The organism is Pseudomonas frederiksbergensis, assembly GCF_017114915.1.
GTDB classification, from domain to species: domain Bacteria; phylum Pseudomonadota; class Gammaproteobacteria; order Pseudomonadales; family Pseudomonadaceae; genus Aquipseudomonas; species Aquipseudomonas frederiksbergensis_I.
The window spans coordinates 12,420-25,085 of sequence record NZ_JAAUOE010000033.1; the positions used below are offsets into that span (position 1 = coordinate 12,420).

Consider the following 12,666-nt stretch of genomic DNA (forward strand, 5'->3'; position numbering starts at 1 on the left):
TATGGCTCAATCCCTGAGTACTTTGGGCGCCAAGATGTACGCCCAGATGCAGCTGGACATCGCTGAAAGCTACGGTGTCGAGCTGTCGTCCAAGATGTTCAGCGTCGAGCCGACCATCGCTCAAGAGCTGAACGACGCGATCACTGCCAAGTCTGACTTCCTGCAGCGCATCAACGTCATCGGCGTGAGCGAGATCAAGGGTCAGAAGGTGTTCCTGGGCGTTTCCGGTCCTGTGACGGGTCGCACCAACACCAAGACCACCGACCGCGAAGCCAAGGATGCGTCGGCGTTGGATGACAGCACCTACGAGCTGTTTTCGACCGAATCCGACGTCAGCCTGCCATACGCCAAGATCGATGCCTGGGCCAAATTCCCGGACTTCCATCAGCGCTATTCCGCGGCCGTGCAGAAGCAAATCGCCCTGGACCGCATCATGGTCGGCTTCCACGGTACCAGTGCTGCTGTTCAGACCGATATCGTCGCCCATCCGATGCTGCAGGACGTTAACAAAGGCTGGCTGCAGATTGCCCGCGAACAGATCCCGCAGCAGGTCATGTCGCAAGGCTTGAATGCCGGCAAGGTCGAGCTGGGCGAGGGCGGCGACTACGCGAACCTTGATGCCCTGGTGCATGACACCAAGCAGATGGTCGACGAGCGTCTGCGCGACGGTGGCGACCTGATCGCGATCATCGGCAGTGACCTGCTGGCTGCTGATAAAGCCAAGCTGTACGCCAAGCAGGGCGATGTCCCGACCGAGAAAGAACGCATCGAAGACGCCCAGGTCATCGCGACTTATGGCGGTTTGCCGAGCTTCAGCGTGCCGTTCTTCCCGGTCAATGCCGTGGTGGTCACCAGCTTCGACAACCTGTCGATCTACTTCCAGGACTCCAGCTGGCGCAAGCAGACCATCGACAACCCGAAACGCTCCCGCGTCGAGGATTACAACAGCCGCAACGAAGGCTATGTGATCGAGCAGCTGGAGAAGTTCGCGATGACTGAAAACGTGGAGCTGGTCTGATGAGTCTGGCACTGGCGCACAAGCGGCGCGTACTTGCACAAGGCCCAGCGATGGCTGTCGCCGGTGCCGCAGCGGGGGGCTACTCGCCGGCCGCTGCACTCTCCAGCCCTGCGAATGCGCAAAAGCATTTGAAGCTGATGGAAGACGCAATGGCGCAGGACCTCGAGCGTCTTGGCGCGATCGACAACCACGGGTTGCGCCAGCTCCTCAAGCGTGACGAGCTGCTGCCCAAGTACCTGGATTACGTGCAGCGCTACCGCGATTCCGGATTGAGTTTCCCGAACTCGGTGGTGATGCAGGTTCTGGTCTGGCTGTTCGACACCGAGAAATTCGACGCGGGGTTGGACCTGGCGAACTTCGCCATGGAACAAGGCCAGCCGATGCCCGAGCGCTTCAAGCGCAATGTTCAGACCTTTGTCGCGGATGCGGTGATCGAGTGGGCCGAGGCGGAGCAGAAGGCTGGACGCAGTCCTGAGCCATACCTGTCCGACCTTCTGCCGCGTGTCGATGACGAGTGGAAGCTAACCGAGCAGATCCCGGCCAAATACCACAAGTTGATCGGGATACGCGCCCTGGACGCCAGGGAGTGGACGAAGGCCATCACTCACTTCGAGCGAGCCGAAGCCCTTCACGACGGTATTGGCGTCGGCACACGCCTGATAGGCGCACGCAAGGCGCTGGCAAAAGAACTGGCTAACAAAGCCGCCGAATAACCCGACTACCCCCCCGGCGAGAAACTGTGGATGTGAGCCAACCATTTATGGACCTGACCCACTGAAACAGTTTTCCCGCCCCTATTCGAGTGCCCAGCAATGAGCTTTTCCGGGAAACCCACGACCTTTGTGGAGCAGGCGATCGAGAACGACGGCTTTTGGCCGAACCTCTCCGTGACCGAGTTCCAGAAGGGTTACCGCCTGCCGGCGGAGTACCTGGTAGACATGCTGGTCACTGATCTGACCACGGCGATGATCGAGGTCAATAACGACCTGGCCAAACGGAAAAGCCAATGGCAGTCCGTAGGCATCACCTCCGTGGAATCTGCTGACCCTATGGTGCTGCCCGAGCGCACATTTCACGCAGCGACGTACAAGCGCGCCGTTTATTGCCGCGCCAAGGCCAGCTTGCTGACTCAATTCGCCACCGTAACCCGCCGTGAAAGTGCGGAGAACAACGGCAAAGAACTGCCCGAGCGTGGCGAAACCTTCCTGGAGTTCAGCCAGCAGGCCATCCGGTCGCTGCAGGGCCGTGGTCGCATTACGGCGGTGCTGCTGTGATCAAACTTCGCGCCCTCACCACGTACCTGATCGAGCGCCATCTGGTGCTGCCGGAACAGCTCGACAGCTGGACCAACCAGGTGAACCTGGAACTGATCTGGAAGCCCGACGTCGGCGGCCTGCACATGGGTGACATGCGTTACACCGCCACGATCGCCCTCGAGCGTTTCGCCGATCACCCGGGGCGCCTGATGGCATTGGTGGGCAGTTGGCTGGAGGGCAACGACCAAGACCGCGACGAACTGCCGGCGCCGAAGTTCGACATCACCATGCTCGACAACGACCTGGCCGACGTGGACATCACCCTCGAATTCAACGAACCGCAGTACCTGGCCGAGGATCCCGCCGGCGAGATCGAGGCTTTCGGCAAGACCTGGGCATTTGTCCCGTTTGACTTGTGGATTGCCGAGCACGGCGAGGTGTCGAGCCATGGCGGGGCGTAGCACCTTCGAACTCGATGCCCGGGGCTATCTGGGCGTGCGTGAGCAACTGGCGTTGCTCAGCCTGCCGCCGCAGCTGCGCCGGCGTCTGCTGAACAACGTAACCAAGCGCGTGCGGACCATGAGCCGCAAGCGTGTGCGCGATCAGCAGAACCTCGACGGCTCGCCGTTTGAAGCGCGCAAAGGGGAAGGGAAGGGCAAAAAGAAGATGGAAGCGGGGCTGGCCAAGTTGATGTTGGTCACTCGCGTAAGTGCCGATGAAGCCGAGCTTGGATGGCGTAACGCCCTGACCAGTTGGGTCGCGGCGCAGCAGCACAACGGCGTCAGCGAGCGCCGCACTGCCGCGCAGATGAAGCGCTGGAGCACCGTTCCCCAAGGTCTGGCGGCCACGGAAAAGCAGGCAAAGCGCCTACGTCGCCTGGGCTTCAAGGTTCGCCAGGAAGGCAAAAAATCTTTGTCCCGGCCATCAGTGGCCTGGATTCAAGAACATGTGAATTACGCCAAGGCGGGGCTGCTGATCCGAATCCTGGGCGATGAAAAAGCCGAGAGCAGCGGCGCGCAGAGCTGGGAAATCACCTTGCCCAAGCGCCAATTCATCGGCGTCAGCACCGAACGAGACACTGGCTTGCTGCTGAACCAGGTGCTCCAACAAATCCTTAATTCACCCCGCTAGCGAGGCACTGCATGGCACTCGGCAAAGTCAGCGTAAACAATCTCAATCTGGGCCAGGGTGCCGTGACTGAGATCGAACGCTATTTTCTATTCATCGGCCCCGGCGCGAAGAGCATCGGTCAGCTGATTCCATTGAACACCGACAGCGATCTGGACAGCGCACTGGGCATTCCGGCCAGCGACCTGAAAACCCAGATCACTGCAGCCCGCCTGAACGGCGGCGATCGCTGGGCCTGCCTAGCTGCCCCGATCGCGGCGGATGGTGAATGGTCCGAAGCACTCGAAAATGCCCAGCAGCAGGGTTTTTCGGTCGAGGCGGTGGTGATCACCAAACCGGTGACTACTGCAGCGCAACTGTCGGCCATGCATGACGCGGCTATCTCGCTGAACAACGTCTACGGCCGTCGGGCTTTTGTGATGGCGGCGAGTGCCGGCATCACCGCGCTGCAGACGTGGGATCAATACCTGCTCGAGCAGCGAGCGGTCACTGCAGCACTGGCCGCGCCGCGCGTCCTGGTCGTGCCTCAGCTACACGGCAATGACCTGGGCGTGTTGGCCGGTCGCCTGGCGAATGCGGCCGTGAGTATTGCCGACAGCCCGATGCGCGTGGCTTCCGGTGCGGTGTTGGGCTTGGGCGCTGTGCCCGCCGACGTCGAAGGCGTGCCGCTGCCATCGGCGATCCGTACCGAGCTGGATAAAGCGCGTTTCTCCGTGTCGCAGACCTACCCGGATTATCCAGGTGTGTTCTGGGGCGACGGCAACATGCTCGATGCGCCGGCGAGTGACTTCCAGGTGGTGGAGTACTTGCGCCTGGCTGACAAAGCCGCTCGCCAGGTGCGCCCGCTGCTGATCCGCCGCGTGGCCGATCGCCGACTCAACAACACCCCCAACAGCATGGCCGCCGCGATCAGTGCGCTGATGAAGCCACTGCGCCAGATGGCCAAGTCCGCCACATTCGCCGGCCAGGTATTCCCGGGGGAGATCGAGGCGCCAAAGGACGGCGACATCGTCCTGGTGTGGCTCAGCAAAACCAAGGTCGAGCTCTACATCAAGATCCGGCCGCTCAACTGCCCGAAAGACCTGACGGCCAACATCGCCCTCGACCTTTCCAACGACGATTCGGAGTAATCCCCTATGTCACGTATTGGCGGCAAGAACTTTGACGTGAACCTGGGCGATCTGCTGGTTCACGTCGAAAGCTGCACCCTGGATATCACGGACAACACGGCTGTGGCGCAGAGCGGGGGCGTCCCCAATGGACACGTTGACGGTGATGTCGCGGCCAGCGGGGAGATGGAGTTCGACACCAGTAACTTCAACCTCCTGATTGAAGCCGCACGCACTGCCGGCAGTTTTCGCGAGCTCGAACCTTTCGACTCTGTTTTCTTCGCCAAGGCCGGCGAAGAGGAACTGCGTATCGAGGCTTTCGGCTGCAAATTGAAGGTTTCCAGTCTGCTGAGCATCGATCCGAAAGGCGGTGAAAAGTCCAAACACAAGGTGCCGTTTGACGTCACCAGCCCGGACTTCATCCGCATCAACGGTGTGCCGTACCTGGCCGCCAAAGAGATCGAGGGCCTGCGCTGATGGGGGATTGGCTCGACAACGCCAAGGCGATCGAGGAGTTGGAGCGTGAGCGTTTAATCGCTGCCCAGCTCGCCAAACCGCGGCCAACGGGGCCGAGCCGATCCCATTGCGAAGACTGCGACAACGAGATCCCTGCTGCGCGCCAGGCGCTGGGCGGAAAAACTCGTTGTGTCCTTTGCCAGACCGAACACGAGCGGAGTAACCACCGATGATGACTATTGGACAACCCGCCGAGCCGGCTACTGGTGCCGACCGCCTCGGGCGGTTAGAGCGAAAAATGGCTGTGGTTGAACACCGTGTTAACCAAATAGAAGAGCGGCACGAAACCGTACCGACGCGGGTGACCAAGTTGGAGCAGCAGTTCGAACACATGGCCGGTCAGCTATCGGACCTCAATGAGGGCCAGCACAAGCTGACTGTAGCAGTGACGGACATCGGCTCGAAGGTGACCCGGTTGTTAACCATCCTGACTTTGCTGGGTGCCGCTCTGCAGATGATTGTTCCGGCCCTGCTGCGAGTGTGGTTCCCATGAGCCTGCGTGCCAAGATCGCTGGCGGCGCAATCGCCCTCTGCAGTTCGGGGTTGGTGCTGTTCCTGGGCACTTGGGAAGGCAACGGCCAGAACGTCGTCTACGCCGACAAGCTGGCCCGGGGACTGCCGACCGTTTGCAAAGGTATCACCCGACATACCAGCCCTTATCCGGTCGTGATCGGTGACTACTGGTCAGACGCTCGCTGTGACCAGGTGGAGCAGCTGGTGATCGAGAAAGGGCAGCTGCAGCTGGCCGACTGCATCACCAATCAGCAGGTGGGGCAGAACACCTTCGATGCGCTGAGTAGCCATGCGCACAACTTCGGTGTGCCGAGTACTTGCGCCAGTCGAGCGGTCGGCCTGATCAATGCCGGACATGTCGCTGACGGCTGCAAAGCGATCGCCTGGGCCCCGGATGGCAAAACACCGGTGTGGGCATTCGTTACCGACGGCCAGGGCCGCAAACAGCTCGTGCGCGGTCTGCATGCGCGGCGTGTGGCAGAAGCGGAGCTGTGCGCGAAATGATCATTACCCCGTTGCGCGTTTTTCTCGCGGTGGCTCTGACCGGCTTGATTCCGCTGTTTTGGTTCATCCAGGTCGTCCAAGACCGCGACACCGCCCGCCATGAACGCGATCTCGCCCAGTCCGAGGTCACCGGCCTGCGCGAAGCGGCCCGAATCAGCGGCGAAATGTTGGCCGCACGCGAAGAGATCGATCTTCAACGTACTCAGGAGCTGAGCGATGTGCTCAATCAAAACGATGGCTTGCGCCGCGATGTTAACGACGGCCGTCAGCGGTTGCGCTTCGCCGCCACCTGCAGCGCCGCAAAGCCCTCTCAAGCCGGCGCCGGCAGCGTGGCTGATGCAGGAACCGCCGAACTCACAGCAGACGCTCGATCGGATTATTTCACCCTCAGAGATCAACTCGCCCTCAGTCGGCAAATGATCCTGGGTCTGCAGGACCACGTGCGCCGGATCTGCCTGCGCTGACCATCACCCTTCAATCTGAATGGAAAAACACGATGACCGATAAACGCGAAATCACCCTGGAAGTTGGCGACAAGGAATTTACCTTCTCCATGACCCCACAGGACGTGACCAAGTACTTCAACGCCATGACCGCCAACAACAAGGTCGCGCCGTCCCACAACCTGCTGAGCAATACCGTAACGGCCGATCAGCGCACTGATCTGCGCTCTCTGCTGGCTAACCCAGTGATGACGATGCAGATCGCCGGTGCCCTGCTCGAGGAGTACGCGCCGGACGTTGAAATCATCGTAAAAAAGCACTCGACCACGCTGAGCGCCTGAACGAGGACGGACTAGGTCAACTGATGGCCTTGTCCAGTCGCTGGCTACCTGGTCAAGAGCCCACACCCGAGGTGATGGGCACGGCCAAGTGGCTGGAGGACGAACACTGGAAACGTATGGAAATCGCCGTGGCTAACGGCATCGCCCATGCACTGAACGGATAAATACACATGGCTGACCGCGCTGCCCGCCTGGCCTTCATCTTGAGCCTGACCGACAAGGTCACCGCGCCCCTGAGCAAGGTGAAAATGGGATTCTCCGACCTTGCCGAGCAGAGCGAAAAAAACATCAAGACGATGGGCCTGGGGTTGGGCGGTATGGTCGGCGCCGGCGTGGCGATCACCCAGTCTTTGGCGCCTGCCCTGGAGATGAATCGCGCCTTGGGCGAGGTCAGGTCGTTGGGTGTGGCTGAAGACGCTCTGACTGCGCTCAATCAAAAGGCGTTGGAATTCTCCGTCGACTATGCCGCCAACGCCCGGGATTTTGTGGCGTCAGCGGCCACGATCGACGGCGCCATCAAAGGCTTGTCTGCCAGCCAGCTGACCTCGATCACCAACACCAGCAACGTGCTGGCCAAGGCGACCAAGGCCGATACGGAAACCACCAGCGCCTACGTGGGCACCATGTACAACCTGTTCAAGGGCCAGGCTGACGCCTTCGGCAAAACCGAGTGGATCGAGAGGTTGGGTGGGCAGACGGCGCTGGCGGTGAAGCTATTCCGCACCGACGGCGCGCAGTTGAAGGACGCCTTCAAGGAAGTGGGGTCGATCGCCACCACGGCCGGCGTGGACCTGGCCGAGCAGTTCGCGGTGATCGGCTCGCTCAGCAGCACCATGGAAGGCGGCGACGCCGGCGGCATCTACAAATCGTTCTTCGAGAACATCGGCAGCGCCTCGGAAAAGCTGGGGATGAAGTTCGTCGACCAGAACGGCAAGTTGCTGCCGATGATCGACATTCTCGGCAAGCTGGAGGGCAAGTTCGGTGATTTGAACAGTGCAAGCGCCGGCGCCAAGCTGATCGAAGCCTTCGGCGGCGAGGGCGCCCGCGTGATCACGGCACTGGCCAAGGACACCGATCGGCTGCGCATTGGCATGGATCAGTTGGGCAAAGTTCGCGGCCTGGAGAACGCCGAGCAGATGGCAAAGGCCATGGTGGATCCCTGGGCGCAATGGGCGTCCCTGGTGGAAAGCATGCGCGCCCTGTTTGGTCAGGTGCTGATTCCAGTCTTGGCCCCGTTTATGGAAAAAATGGTGGCGATCGGCAAGACGCTGATGCGCTGGGTCACCCTCTTTCCCAACATCACCCGCGTGATCGGCATCACCACGCTGACCATCTTCGGCATCATCGCCGGCATGTCCTTGCTGACCCTGGCTGTTGGTATGTCAAAAATGGTGTGGCTGGGGATGCTGACCGTCTGGAAGCTCCTGACCTGGACGGGCTACCGCAGTATCGCCATGTTCCTCTTCCACACGGTCATGACTATCGCCTTCGTTGCCGGCCTGATCCTGATGTACAGCTGGATGGGCCTGGTCAAAGTCGGAATGCTTGCCTGGCAAGCCGCAATCTGGCTCGTGAACGGCGCGCTGCTGGCCAACCCGATCACGTGGATCATTGTCGGGATCGTGGCCTTGGTCGCGGCGGTGGTCGCTGCAGTCTATTACTGGGACGAATGGACCACGGCGCTGCTCAACAGCGACGCCTTCAAGTGGGTCAGCGATCAGTTCAAGACCTTGTCCGACTGGTTTAACTCCATGGGCGGGTGGTCAGCCATGGCCAAAGGCGCGTGGGACAGCATCGTCAGCGTCTTTTACAAGGCGATTAACAGCCTGATCGAGATGATCAACAGCATCCCGGGCGTAAACATCGAAGCGCGGTTTGGCGGCATGCCAGAAGTGCCGGGTGTCGACGCTGCGGTGAACGCGGCCAATACCGCCGGCACCGGGCAGAAAGCCCAGCAAACCATCAACGCGGCCATCCCCAGCCTTTCCCCGTCGCGGGCCTCTGCGGTGCCTCCGGGTGGTCTGCTGACCAGCATTCAGAACTCCAGCAGCCAGAACAAGGGCACGCACGTCGAGAACGTGAACATTCACACCGCCAAGCCAATGACCCCATTGGAGCTGGAAAACATGGTGGCGATGGGAGTCGGCGGATGAGCCTCTACATCGATCTGTTGATCACCAATAACGACCTGACCCTGGACCCATCGAGCCAGCCCCTGCTGGTGGACGATCGGGCCAGCATTGCCCAGGACATCGGTCACATGATCCGCGAAAGCGGCCTCCTGGTAACGCTGGTGGCCGAGCGCGATCGCTTTCGTCAGGCCGACTGCATCCAGCAGCTGGAACTGTTGGTTGAGGATGACGTGCGCCTGGTACCAGGCACCGTCCGAATCCTTGAACAAGGGAAGGGCCTGTACCTGGTCACGGCCAAAACCGTGGAATTCGGATCTGTCGAGGTAGTGCTGTGAGTGACGTAGATTTCAAACAGGCGTTGAGTGACGCCGGAATCCCGACCACCGAGGCCAAGCTGCGCGCCGCCTGGGAATTTGAAGTCGTCGCCCAGGGCAGCAAGTTGAGTAACACGAGCGCCTGGTCACCGTTCTGGCGGGTGATCACCGCGTTGGTTACCAAGCCTGTCATGTGGCTGATCGACTTCATCGCCGGCACCGTCTTGCCGAACTTCTTCGTGAAGACTGCCATCGGCGCCTGGCTGGACATGTTGGCCTGGGCGGTCAACGTCACCCGCAAACCGGCGACCAAGGCCGAGGGGTTGTTGCTGTTCACCCGCAGCGCGTTGGCCGGTTTGCTGGAAATCCCGGCCGGTACCCGTGTGCAGTCGATCGCGATCAACGGCAACGTGTACGAACTGGTGACGATTGCTGCGGCCAGCTTTGCTGATGGCGAATCCCAGATCAGGGTGTTGGCCCAGGCCAAGCAGGCAGGCAGTGGATTCAATCTCGCACCAGGTTACTTTTCAATTTTGCCGGAGCCCGTGCCCGGGGTTGTCCAGGTGGTGAACGCTGACGGCTGGCTGAGCCAGCCAGGCGCGGACACTGAGCCCGACGACGAGCTGCGTTTGCGAGTGCGCAATCAGTTTTCAGCGGTCAACCAGTGGCACACCGACGCGGTGTATCGCGCCATGATCGCCGCATTCCCGGGCGTGCAGCCCGACGGCGTTTACTTTGAACACAACGCGCCCCGAGGCCCCGGCAGTGCCAATGCCTTTGTACTGTTCGAGGCTGATTCGCCGGCGGACACCTTCCTGGCTGAAATCAATAGCTACATCCGCGACCAAGGCAACCATGGCCACGGCGACGACCTGCTGGTGCTGGAAATGCCCGCCACGCTGCACGCCGTCAGCTTGACGGTCTGGCCCAAGGCGGAAGTAGGTGCCGAGCGTTACTCGAAGTTGAAGTCAGATATCGAGCTGTACATCCGCGCCGCGTTTCGCGAGAGCACTGCCAGCGACTACCAGCCGACGCTGACTCACCCACAGTCCCGTTTTTCCTTCAGCCGTTTGGGCGAAGAGCTGCACCAGCAGTTTCCAGGGATCGATTCCCTGGACTTCGACAACGACGACATCATTTCTCAGCTGACCATCCCGCGCTTGTCCGGGGTTGAGGTTGCGTTGAATGCTTAAGTTGAGCCTCCCTTTCTGGCTCGACGGGCCGGAGCTGGCCAAGCTCAAGGCCGCCGCGCAAGCCTGGTGGGGCAAGGTCGAGAACTGGCTGCATTGGCCGTTGCTGCAGCTCGACGCCGAAACCTGCCACCTGAGCGTGCTCGATCTGCTGGCCTGGCAGCGAGACATCCAGCGCTTCCATGGCGAGCCGGAAGGGCTGTATCGCCTGCGCGTGAAGTACGCCTTCATCAATGCTGTCGACGCGGGCAGCACGGCCGGCATGGTCCGCATTTTCGAACGCCTGGGCGTGGGTTATGTGGAGATCCAGGAGCGCTTGCCGGATCTGGATTGGGACGTGGTCCTACTGCACCTATCCGACACCCAGCTGAGCGAAAACCCGGTGTTGCTGCGCGTCTTGATGCAGCAATACGGCCGCACCTGCCGGCGATACGACTTCGTCACGATCACCCCCGTGAAGCTGAACATCGGCGTGGCCGACTTCAACGACGACCAACAGACCCTGATTGCCACGCTGGACCACAGCGCCAGTCGCCTGGTCGTGATCAACGAGCTCGCATTGCTCACCTTCTTGAACGACCCATTTAGGAGCACCCATGGGAGCTAGCATTACCCTTGCCGGCGAGAGTCTGATCGCCCAAAAACAAGGTGCTCAGGAGAGGCTTGAGGTTGCTCGCTTCGTTCTGGCCCTTGTTCCTGGTCTTGATCCGAACGCCCCGGTTGATCGAGCAGCTGGCAAGCCACCTGCAGATCAGATCGTCTTCACCAAAGCCTATGACCGCAAAGGCTACGTCAGCCCCAATCAGGTGATCTACAGCCTGATGGTGGGCTCGGACGTGGGTGACTGGGACTTCAACTGGATCGGTCTGGAAGCCGCCGAGGGCGTGTTGCTGGCGGTCGCGACGGTGCCGGTACAGCAGAAGCGCAAGAACATCCCGCCGCTGCAGATCGGTAACAACGTCACCCGCAACTTCCTGGTGGAGTTCAACGGTGCCCAGGCACTGACGGGCATCACCGTCGACGCCAGTACCTGGCAGCACGACTTCACGGTACGCCTGAACGGTATTGATCTGCGTGAGCGCTTGAGCAATCGCGACGTCTTCGGCCGCGTCTGCTACCTGGCCAACAGCCTGCAGATGGAGCGCAGTTTCGGGCTGTACCAGATTAAGGCGGGGATTGCCTACGTCGAAGGGATTCGCGTCGAACTGGCCGAACCTGTCCAGGTGCAGTTGCCGGCGCTACCGGCCAAAGCCTGGCTGGACGTCGCGCTGGCCCGCGAAGGCAGTGACGCGGTCGCCGTCTGGAAGGTGGTATTCGGTGCCGTGAAGACGGACTACGTCGACAGCAACGGCACAGCCCATTACCTGGTGGAGCTGGCCAGCGTAGACGCATCAGAAACCATCATTGATCTACGCCAAAGCGAGCCCGTCAACGGCGCCCTGGTGAAGCAATTCGCACTGCGCAACGGCGACTACGAGAATCTGCGCGCCCGTGCTACCACCAAGGAGGACGTGGACCTGGGCGAGCTGCCCAACGCCAAAAGCGATGACCCGGACACGGACAGCAGCGACGTTCTGGCAACCACCAAGGCGCTGAACGCGCTGCGCAAGATCATTGATGACTCAGAGGTCGGCCGCATCGGCACCTTTGCCATGGCCACGCCACCGCCCGGATGGTTTCGGGCCAACGGCGCAGCGGTGTCGCGCACGGTGTATGCCGCGTTATTCGCCAAGATCGGCACCACTTATGGCGCCGGTGATGGTGTCAATACGTTCAACCTGCCAGACCCTCGCGGCAAGTTCATCCGTGTCCTGGACGATGGCCGGGGTATCGACGTCGGCCGGTTGCTGGGGAGCTCTCAAACCGACGACATCCGCAGTCACACCCACACTGGCAGTTCCAGCGCAGCCGGCGGTCACACCCACTCCGCCTATAGCGATTCACAAGGCTCACACGCGCACCAGGTGAAAGAGGGGTCAACCGTTCCCAGCATGCCTGGCGGTGAGGTTCTGGCTTCCGGTGATGACGTCACTCAAGTCGCCGGCTCCTATTCATCGACGTCTACCGATGGCGCGCACGCGCACAACATCACCGTCAACGGAGTGGCTGACCACTCCCACGTCATCACGATCAACGCGACCGGTGGAGGCGAAACCCGGCCTCACAACATCGCGTTCCTCGCTTGCATCAAGTACTGAGGCC

At 60.9% G+C, this 12,666-nt stretch carries 18 protein-coding genes; all 18 read left to right on the forward strand.

The window, feature by feature from the left end; genetic code table 11:
* Position 1 precedes the first annotated feature (1 nt).
* Positions 2-1,018 carry a phage major capsid protein, P2 family gene (locus HCU66_RS20605; protein WP_205890318.1) on the forward strand — a complete coding sequence of 339 codons (1,017 nt, stop codon included), beginning with the start codon at positions 2-4 and terminating at the stop codon, positions 1,016-1,018.
* The gene (gene gpM, locus HCU66_RS20610) at positions 1,018-1,731 is read left to right on the forward strand and encodes a phage terminase small subunit (protein ID WP_205890319.1); all 714 of its coding nucleotides are present in this window, start codon (positions 1,018-1,020) and stop codon (positions 1,729-1,731) included. The genes HCU66_RS20605 and gpM overlap by 1 nt, the downstream gene beginning before the upstream one ends.
* 99 nt (positions 1,732-1,830) lie before the next feature.
* Positions 1,831-2,292, forward strand: coding sequence for a head completion/stabilization protein (locus tag HCU66_RS20615; RefSeq protein WP_205890320.1), 462 nt, complete (start codon positions 1,831-1,833; stop codon positions 2,290-2,292).
* Positions 2,289-2,735, forward strand: a complete 447-nt coding sequence (locus tag HCU66_RS20620) for a phage tail protein (RefSeq protein ID WP_205890321.1) — start codon at positions 2,289-2,291, stop codon at positions 2,733-2,735. The genes HCU66_RS20615 and HCU66_RS20620 overlap by 4 nt, the downstream gene beginning before the upstream one ends.
* Positions 2,722-3,405 (forward strand): phage virion morphogenesis protein, encoded by a 684-nt coding sequence (locus HCU66_RS20625; RefSeq protein ID WP_205890322.1) that lies wholly within the window; start codon positions 2,722-2,724, stop codon positions 3,403-3,405. The genes HCU66_RS20620 and HCU66_RS20625 overlap by 14 nt, the downstream gene beginning before the upstream one ends.
* 11 nt (positions 3,406-3,416) lie before the next feature.
* Positions 3,417-4,532, forward strand: coding sequence for a DUF2586 domain-containing protein (locus tag HCU66_RS20630; RefSeq protein ID WP_205890323.1), 1,116 nt, complete (start codon positions 3,417-3,419; stop codon positions 4,530-4,532).
* A gap of 6 nt (positions 4,533-4,538) precedes the next feature.
* The gene (locus HCU66_RS20635; RefSeq protein ID WP_205890324.1) at positions 4,539-4,988 is read left to right on the forward strand and encodes a DUF2597 family protein; all 450 of its coding nucleotides are present in this window, start codon (positions 4,539-4,541) and stop codon (positions 4,986-4,988) included.
* Complete coding sequence (locus HCU66_RS20640) at positions 4,988-5,200, forward strand: TraR/DksA C4-type zinc finger protein (RefSeq protein ID WP_205890325.1); 213 nt, start codon at positions 4,988-4,990, stop codon at positions 5,198-5,200. Before HCU66_RS20635 ends, HCU66_RS20640 begins: the two co-directional genes overlap by 1 nt.
* Entirely contained in the window at positions 5,197-5,520 is a 324-nt protein-coding gene (locus HCU66_RS20645; protein WP_241015596.1) for a hypothetical protein, read from the forward strand. Before HCU66_RS20640 ends, HCU66_RS20645 begins: the two co-directional genes overlap by 4 nt.
* Positions 5,517-6,044 carry a lysozyme gene (locus tag HCU66_RS20650; protein WP_205890326.1) on the forward strand — a complete coding sequence of 176 codons (528 nt, stop codon included), beginning with the start codon at positions 5,517-5,519 and terminating at the stop codon, positions 6,042-6,044. Before HCU66_RS20645 ends, HCU66_RS20650 begins: the two co-directional genes overlap by 4 nt.
* The gene (locus HCU66_RS20655) at positions 6,041-6,508 is read left to right on the forward strand and encodes a lysis protein (protein ID WP_205890327.1); all 468 of its coding nucleotides are present in this window, start codon (positions 6,041-6,043) and stop codon (positions 6,506-6,508) included. The genes HCU66_RS20650 and HCU66_RS20655 overlap by 4 nt, the downstream gene beginning before the upstream one ends.
* A 32-nt stretch (positions 6,509-6,540) precedes the next feature.
* Entirely contained in the window at positions 6,541-6,828 is a 288-nt protein-coding gene (locus HCU66_RS20660; protein WP_205890328.1) for a putative phage tail assembly chaperone, read from the forward strand.
* A 23-nt stretch (positions 6,829-6,851) separates the two neighbouring features.
* Positions 6,852-6,992, forward strand: a complete 141-nt coding sequence (locus tag HCU66_RS20665) for a DUF6890 family protein (protein WP_033043937.1) — start codon at positions 6,852-6,854, stop codon at positions 6,990-6,992.
* 6 nt (positions 6,993-6,998) lie between these two features.
* Positions 6,999-8,981, forward strand: a complete 1,983-nt coding sequence (locus tag HCU66_RS20670) for a phage tail tape measure protein (RefSeq protein ID WP_205890329.1) — start codon at positions 6,999-7,001, stop codon at positions 8,979-8,981.
* Positions 8,978-9,295 carry a DUF2590 family protein gene (locus HCU66_RS20675; RefSeq protein WP_205890330.1) on the forward strand — a complete coding sequence of 106 codons (318 nt, stop codon included), beginning with the start codon at positions 8,978-8,980 and terminating at the stop codon, positions 9,293-9,295. The genes HCU66_RS20670 and HCU66_RS20675 overlap by 4 nt, the downstream gene beginning before the upstream one ends.
* On the forward strand, positions 9,292-10,467 hold the full coding sequence (locus tag HCU66_RS20680; RefSeq protein ID WP_205890331.1) for a baseplate J/gp47 family protein: 1,176 nt from the start codon (positions 9,292-9,294) through the stop codon (positions 10,465-10,467). The genes HCU66_RS20675 and HCU66_RS20680 overlap by 4 nt, the downstream gene beginning before the upstream one ends.
* Positions 10,460-11,071, forward strand: a complete 612-nt coding sequence (locus tag HCU66_RS20685; RefSeq protein WP_205890332.1) for a phage tail protein — start codon at positions 10,460-10,462, stop codon at positions 11,069-11,071. The genes HCU66_RS20680 and HCU66_RS20685 overlap by 8 nt, the downstream gene beginning before the upstream one ends.
* Positions 11,061-12,662: a phage tail-collar fiber domain-containing protein gene (locus HCU66_RS20690; protein WP_205890333.1), complete on the forward strand. Its 1,602-nt coding sequence runs from the start codon at positions 11,061-11,063 to the stop codon at positions 12,660-12,662. The genes HCU66_RS20685 and HCU66_RS20690 overlap by 11 nt, the downstream gene beginning before the upstream one ends.
* Positions 12,663-12,666: the final 4 nt, after the last annotated feature.

Coding starts and splice junctions, on each gene's coding strand:
- HCU66_RS20665 (WP_033043937.1), top strand. CDS start 6,852: ATGGCCTTGTCCAGTCGCTGGCTACCTGGTCAAGAGCCCACACCCGAG.
- HCU66_RS20625 (WP_205890322.1), top strand. CDS start 2,722: ATGGCGGGGCGTAGCACCTTCGAACTCGATGCCCGGGGCTATCTGGGC.
- HCU66_RS20655 (WP_205890327.1), top strand. CDS start 6,041: ATGATCATTACCCCGTTGCGCGTTTTTCTCGCGGTGGCTCTGACCGGC.
- gpM (WP_205890319.1), top strand. CDS start 1,018: ATGAGTCTGGCACTGGCGCACAAGCGGCGCGTACTTGCACAAGGCCCA.
- HCU66_RS20615 (WP_205890320.1), top strand. CDS start 1,831: ATGAGCTTTTCCGGGAAACCCACGACCTTTGTGGAGCAGGCGATCGAG.
- HCU66_RS20675 (WP_205890330.1), top strand. CDS start 8,978: ATGAGCCTCTACATCGATCTGTTGATCACCAATAACGACCTGACCCTG.
- HCU66_RS20660 (WP_205890328.1), top strand. CDS start 6,541: ATGACCGATAAACGCGAAATCACCCTGGAAGTTGGCGACAAGGAATTT.
- HCU66_RS20690 (WP_205890333.1), top strand. CDS start 11,061: ATGGGAGCTAGCATTACCCTTGCCGGCGAGAGTCTGATCGCCCAAAAA.
- HCU66_RS20650 (WP_205890326.1), top strand. CDS start 5,517: ATGAGCCTGCGTGCCAAGATCGCTGGCGGCGCAATCGCCCTCTGCAGT.
- HCU66_RS20640 (WP_205890325.1), top strand. CDS start 4,988: ATGGGGGATTGGCTCGACAACGCCAAGGCGATCGAGGAGTTGGAGCGT.
- HCU66_RS20670 (WP_205890329.1), top strand. CDS start 6,999: ATGGCTGACCGCGCTGCCCGCCTGGCCTTCATCTTGAGCCTGACCGAC.
- HCU66_RS20605 (WP_205890318.1), top strand. CDS start 2: ATGGCTCAATCCCTGAGTACTTTGGGCGCCAAGATGTACGCCCAGATG.
- HCU66_RS20635 (WP_205890324.1), top strand. CDS start 4,539: ATGTCACGTATTGGCGGCAAGAACTTTGACGTGAACCTGGGCGATCTG.
- HCU66_RS20645 (WP_241015596.1), top strand. CDS start 5,197: ATGATGACTATTGGACAACCCGCCGAGCCGGCTACTGGTGCCGACCGC.
- HCU66_RS20630 (WP_205890323.1), top strand. CDS start 3,417: ATGGCACTCGGCAAAGTCAGCGTAAACAATCTCAATCTGGGCCAGGGT.
- HCU66_RS20685 (WP_205890332.1), top strand. CDS start 10,460: ATGCTTAAGTTGAGCCTCCCTTTCTGGCTCGACGGGCCGGAGCTGGCC.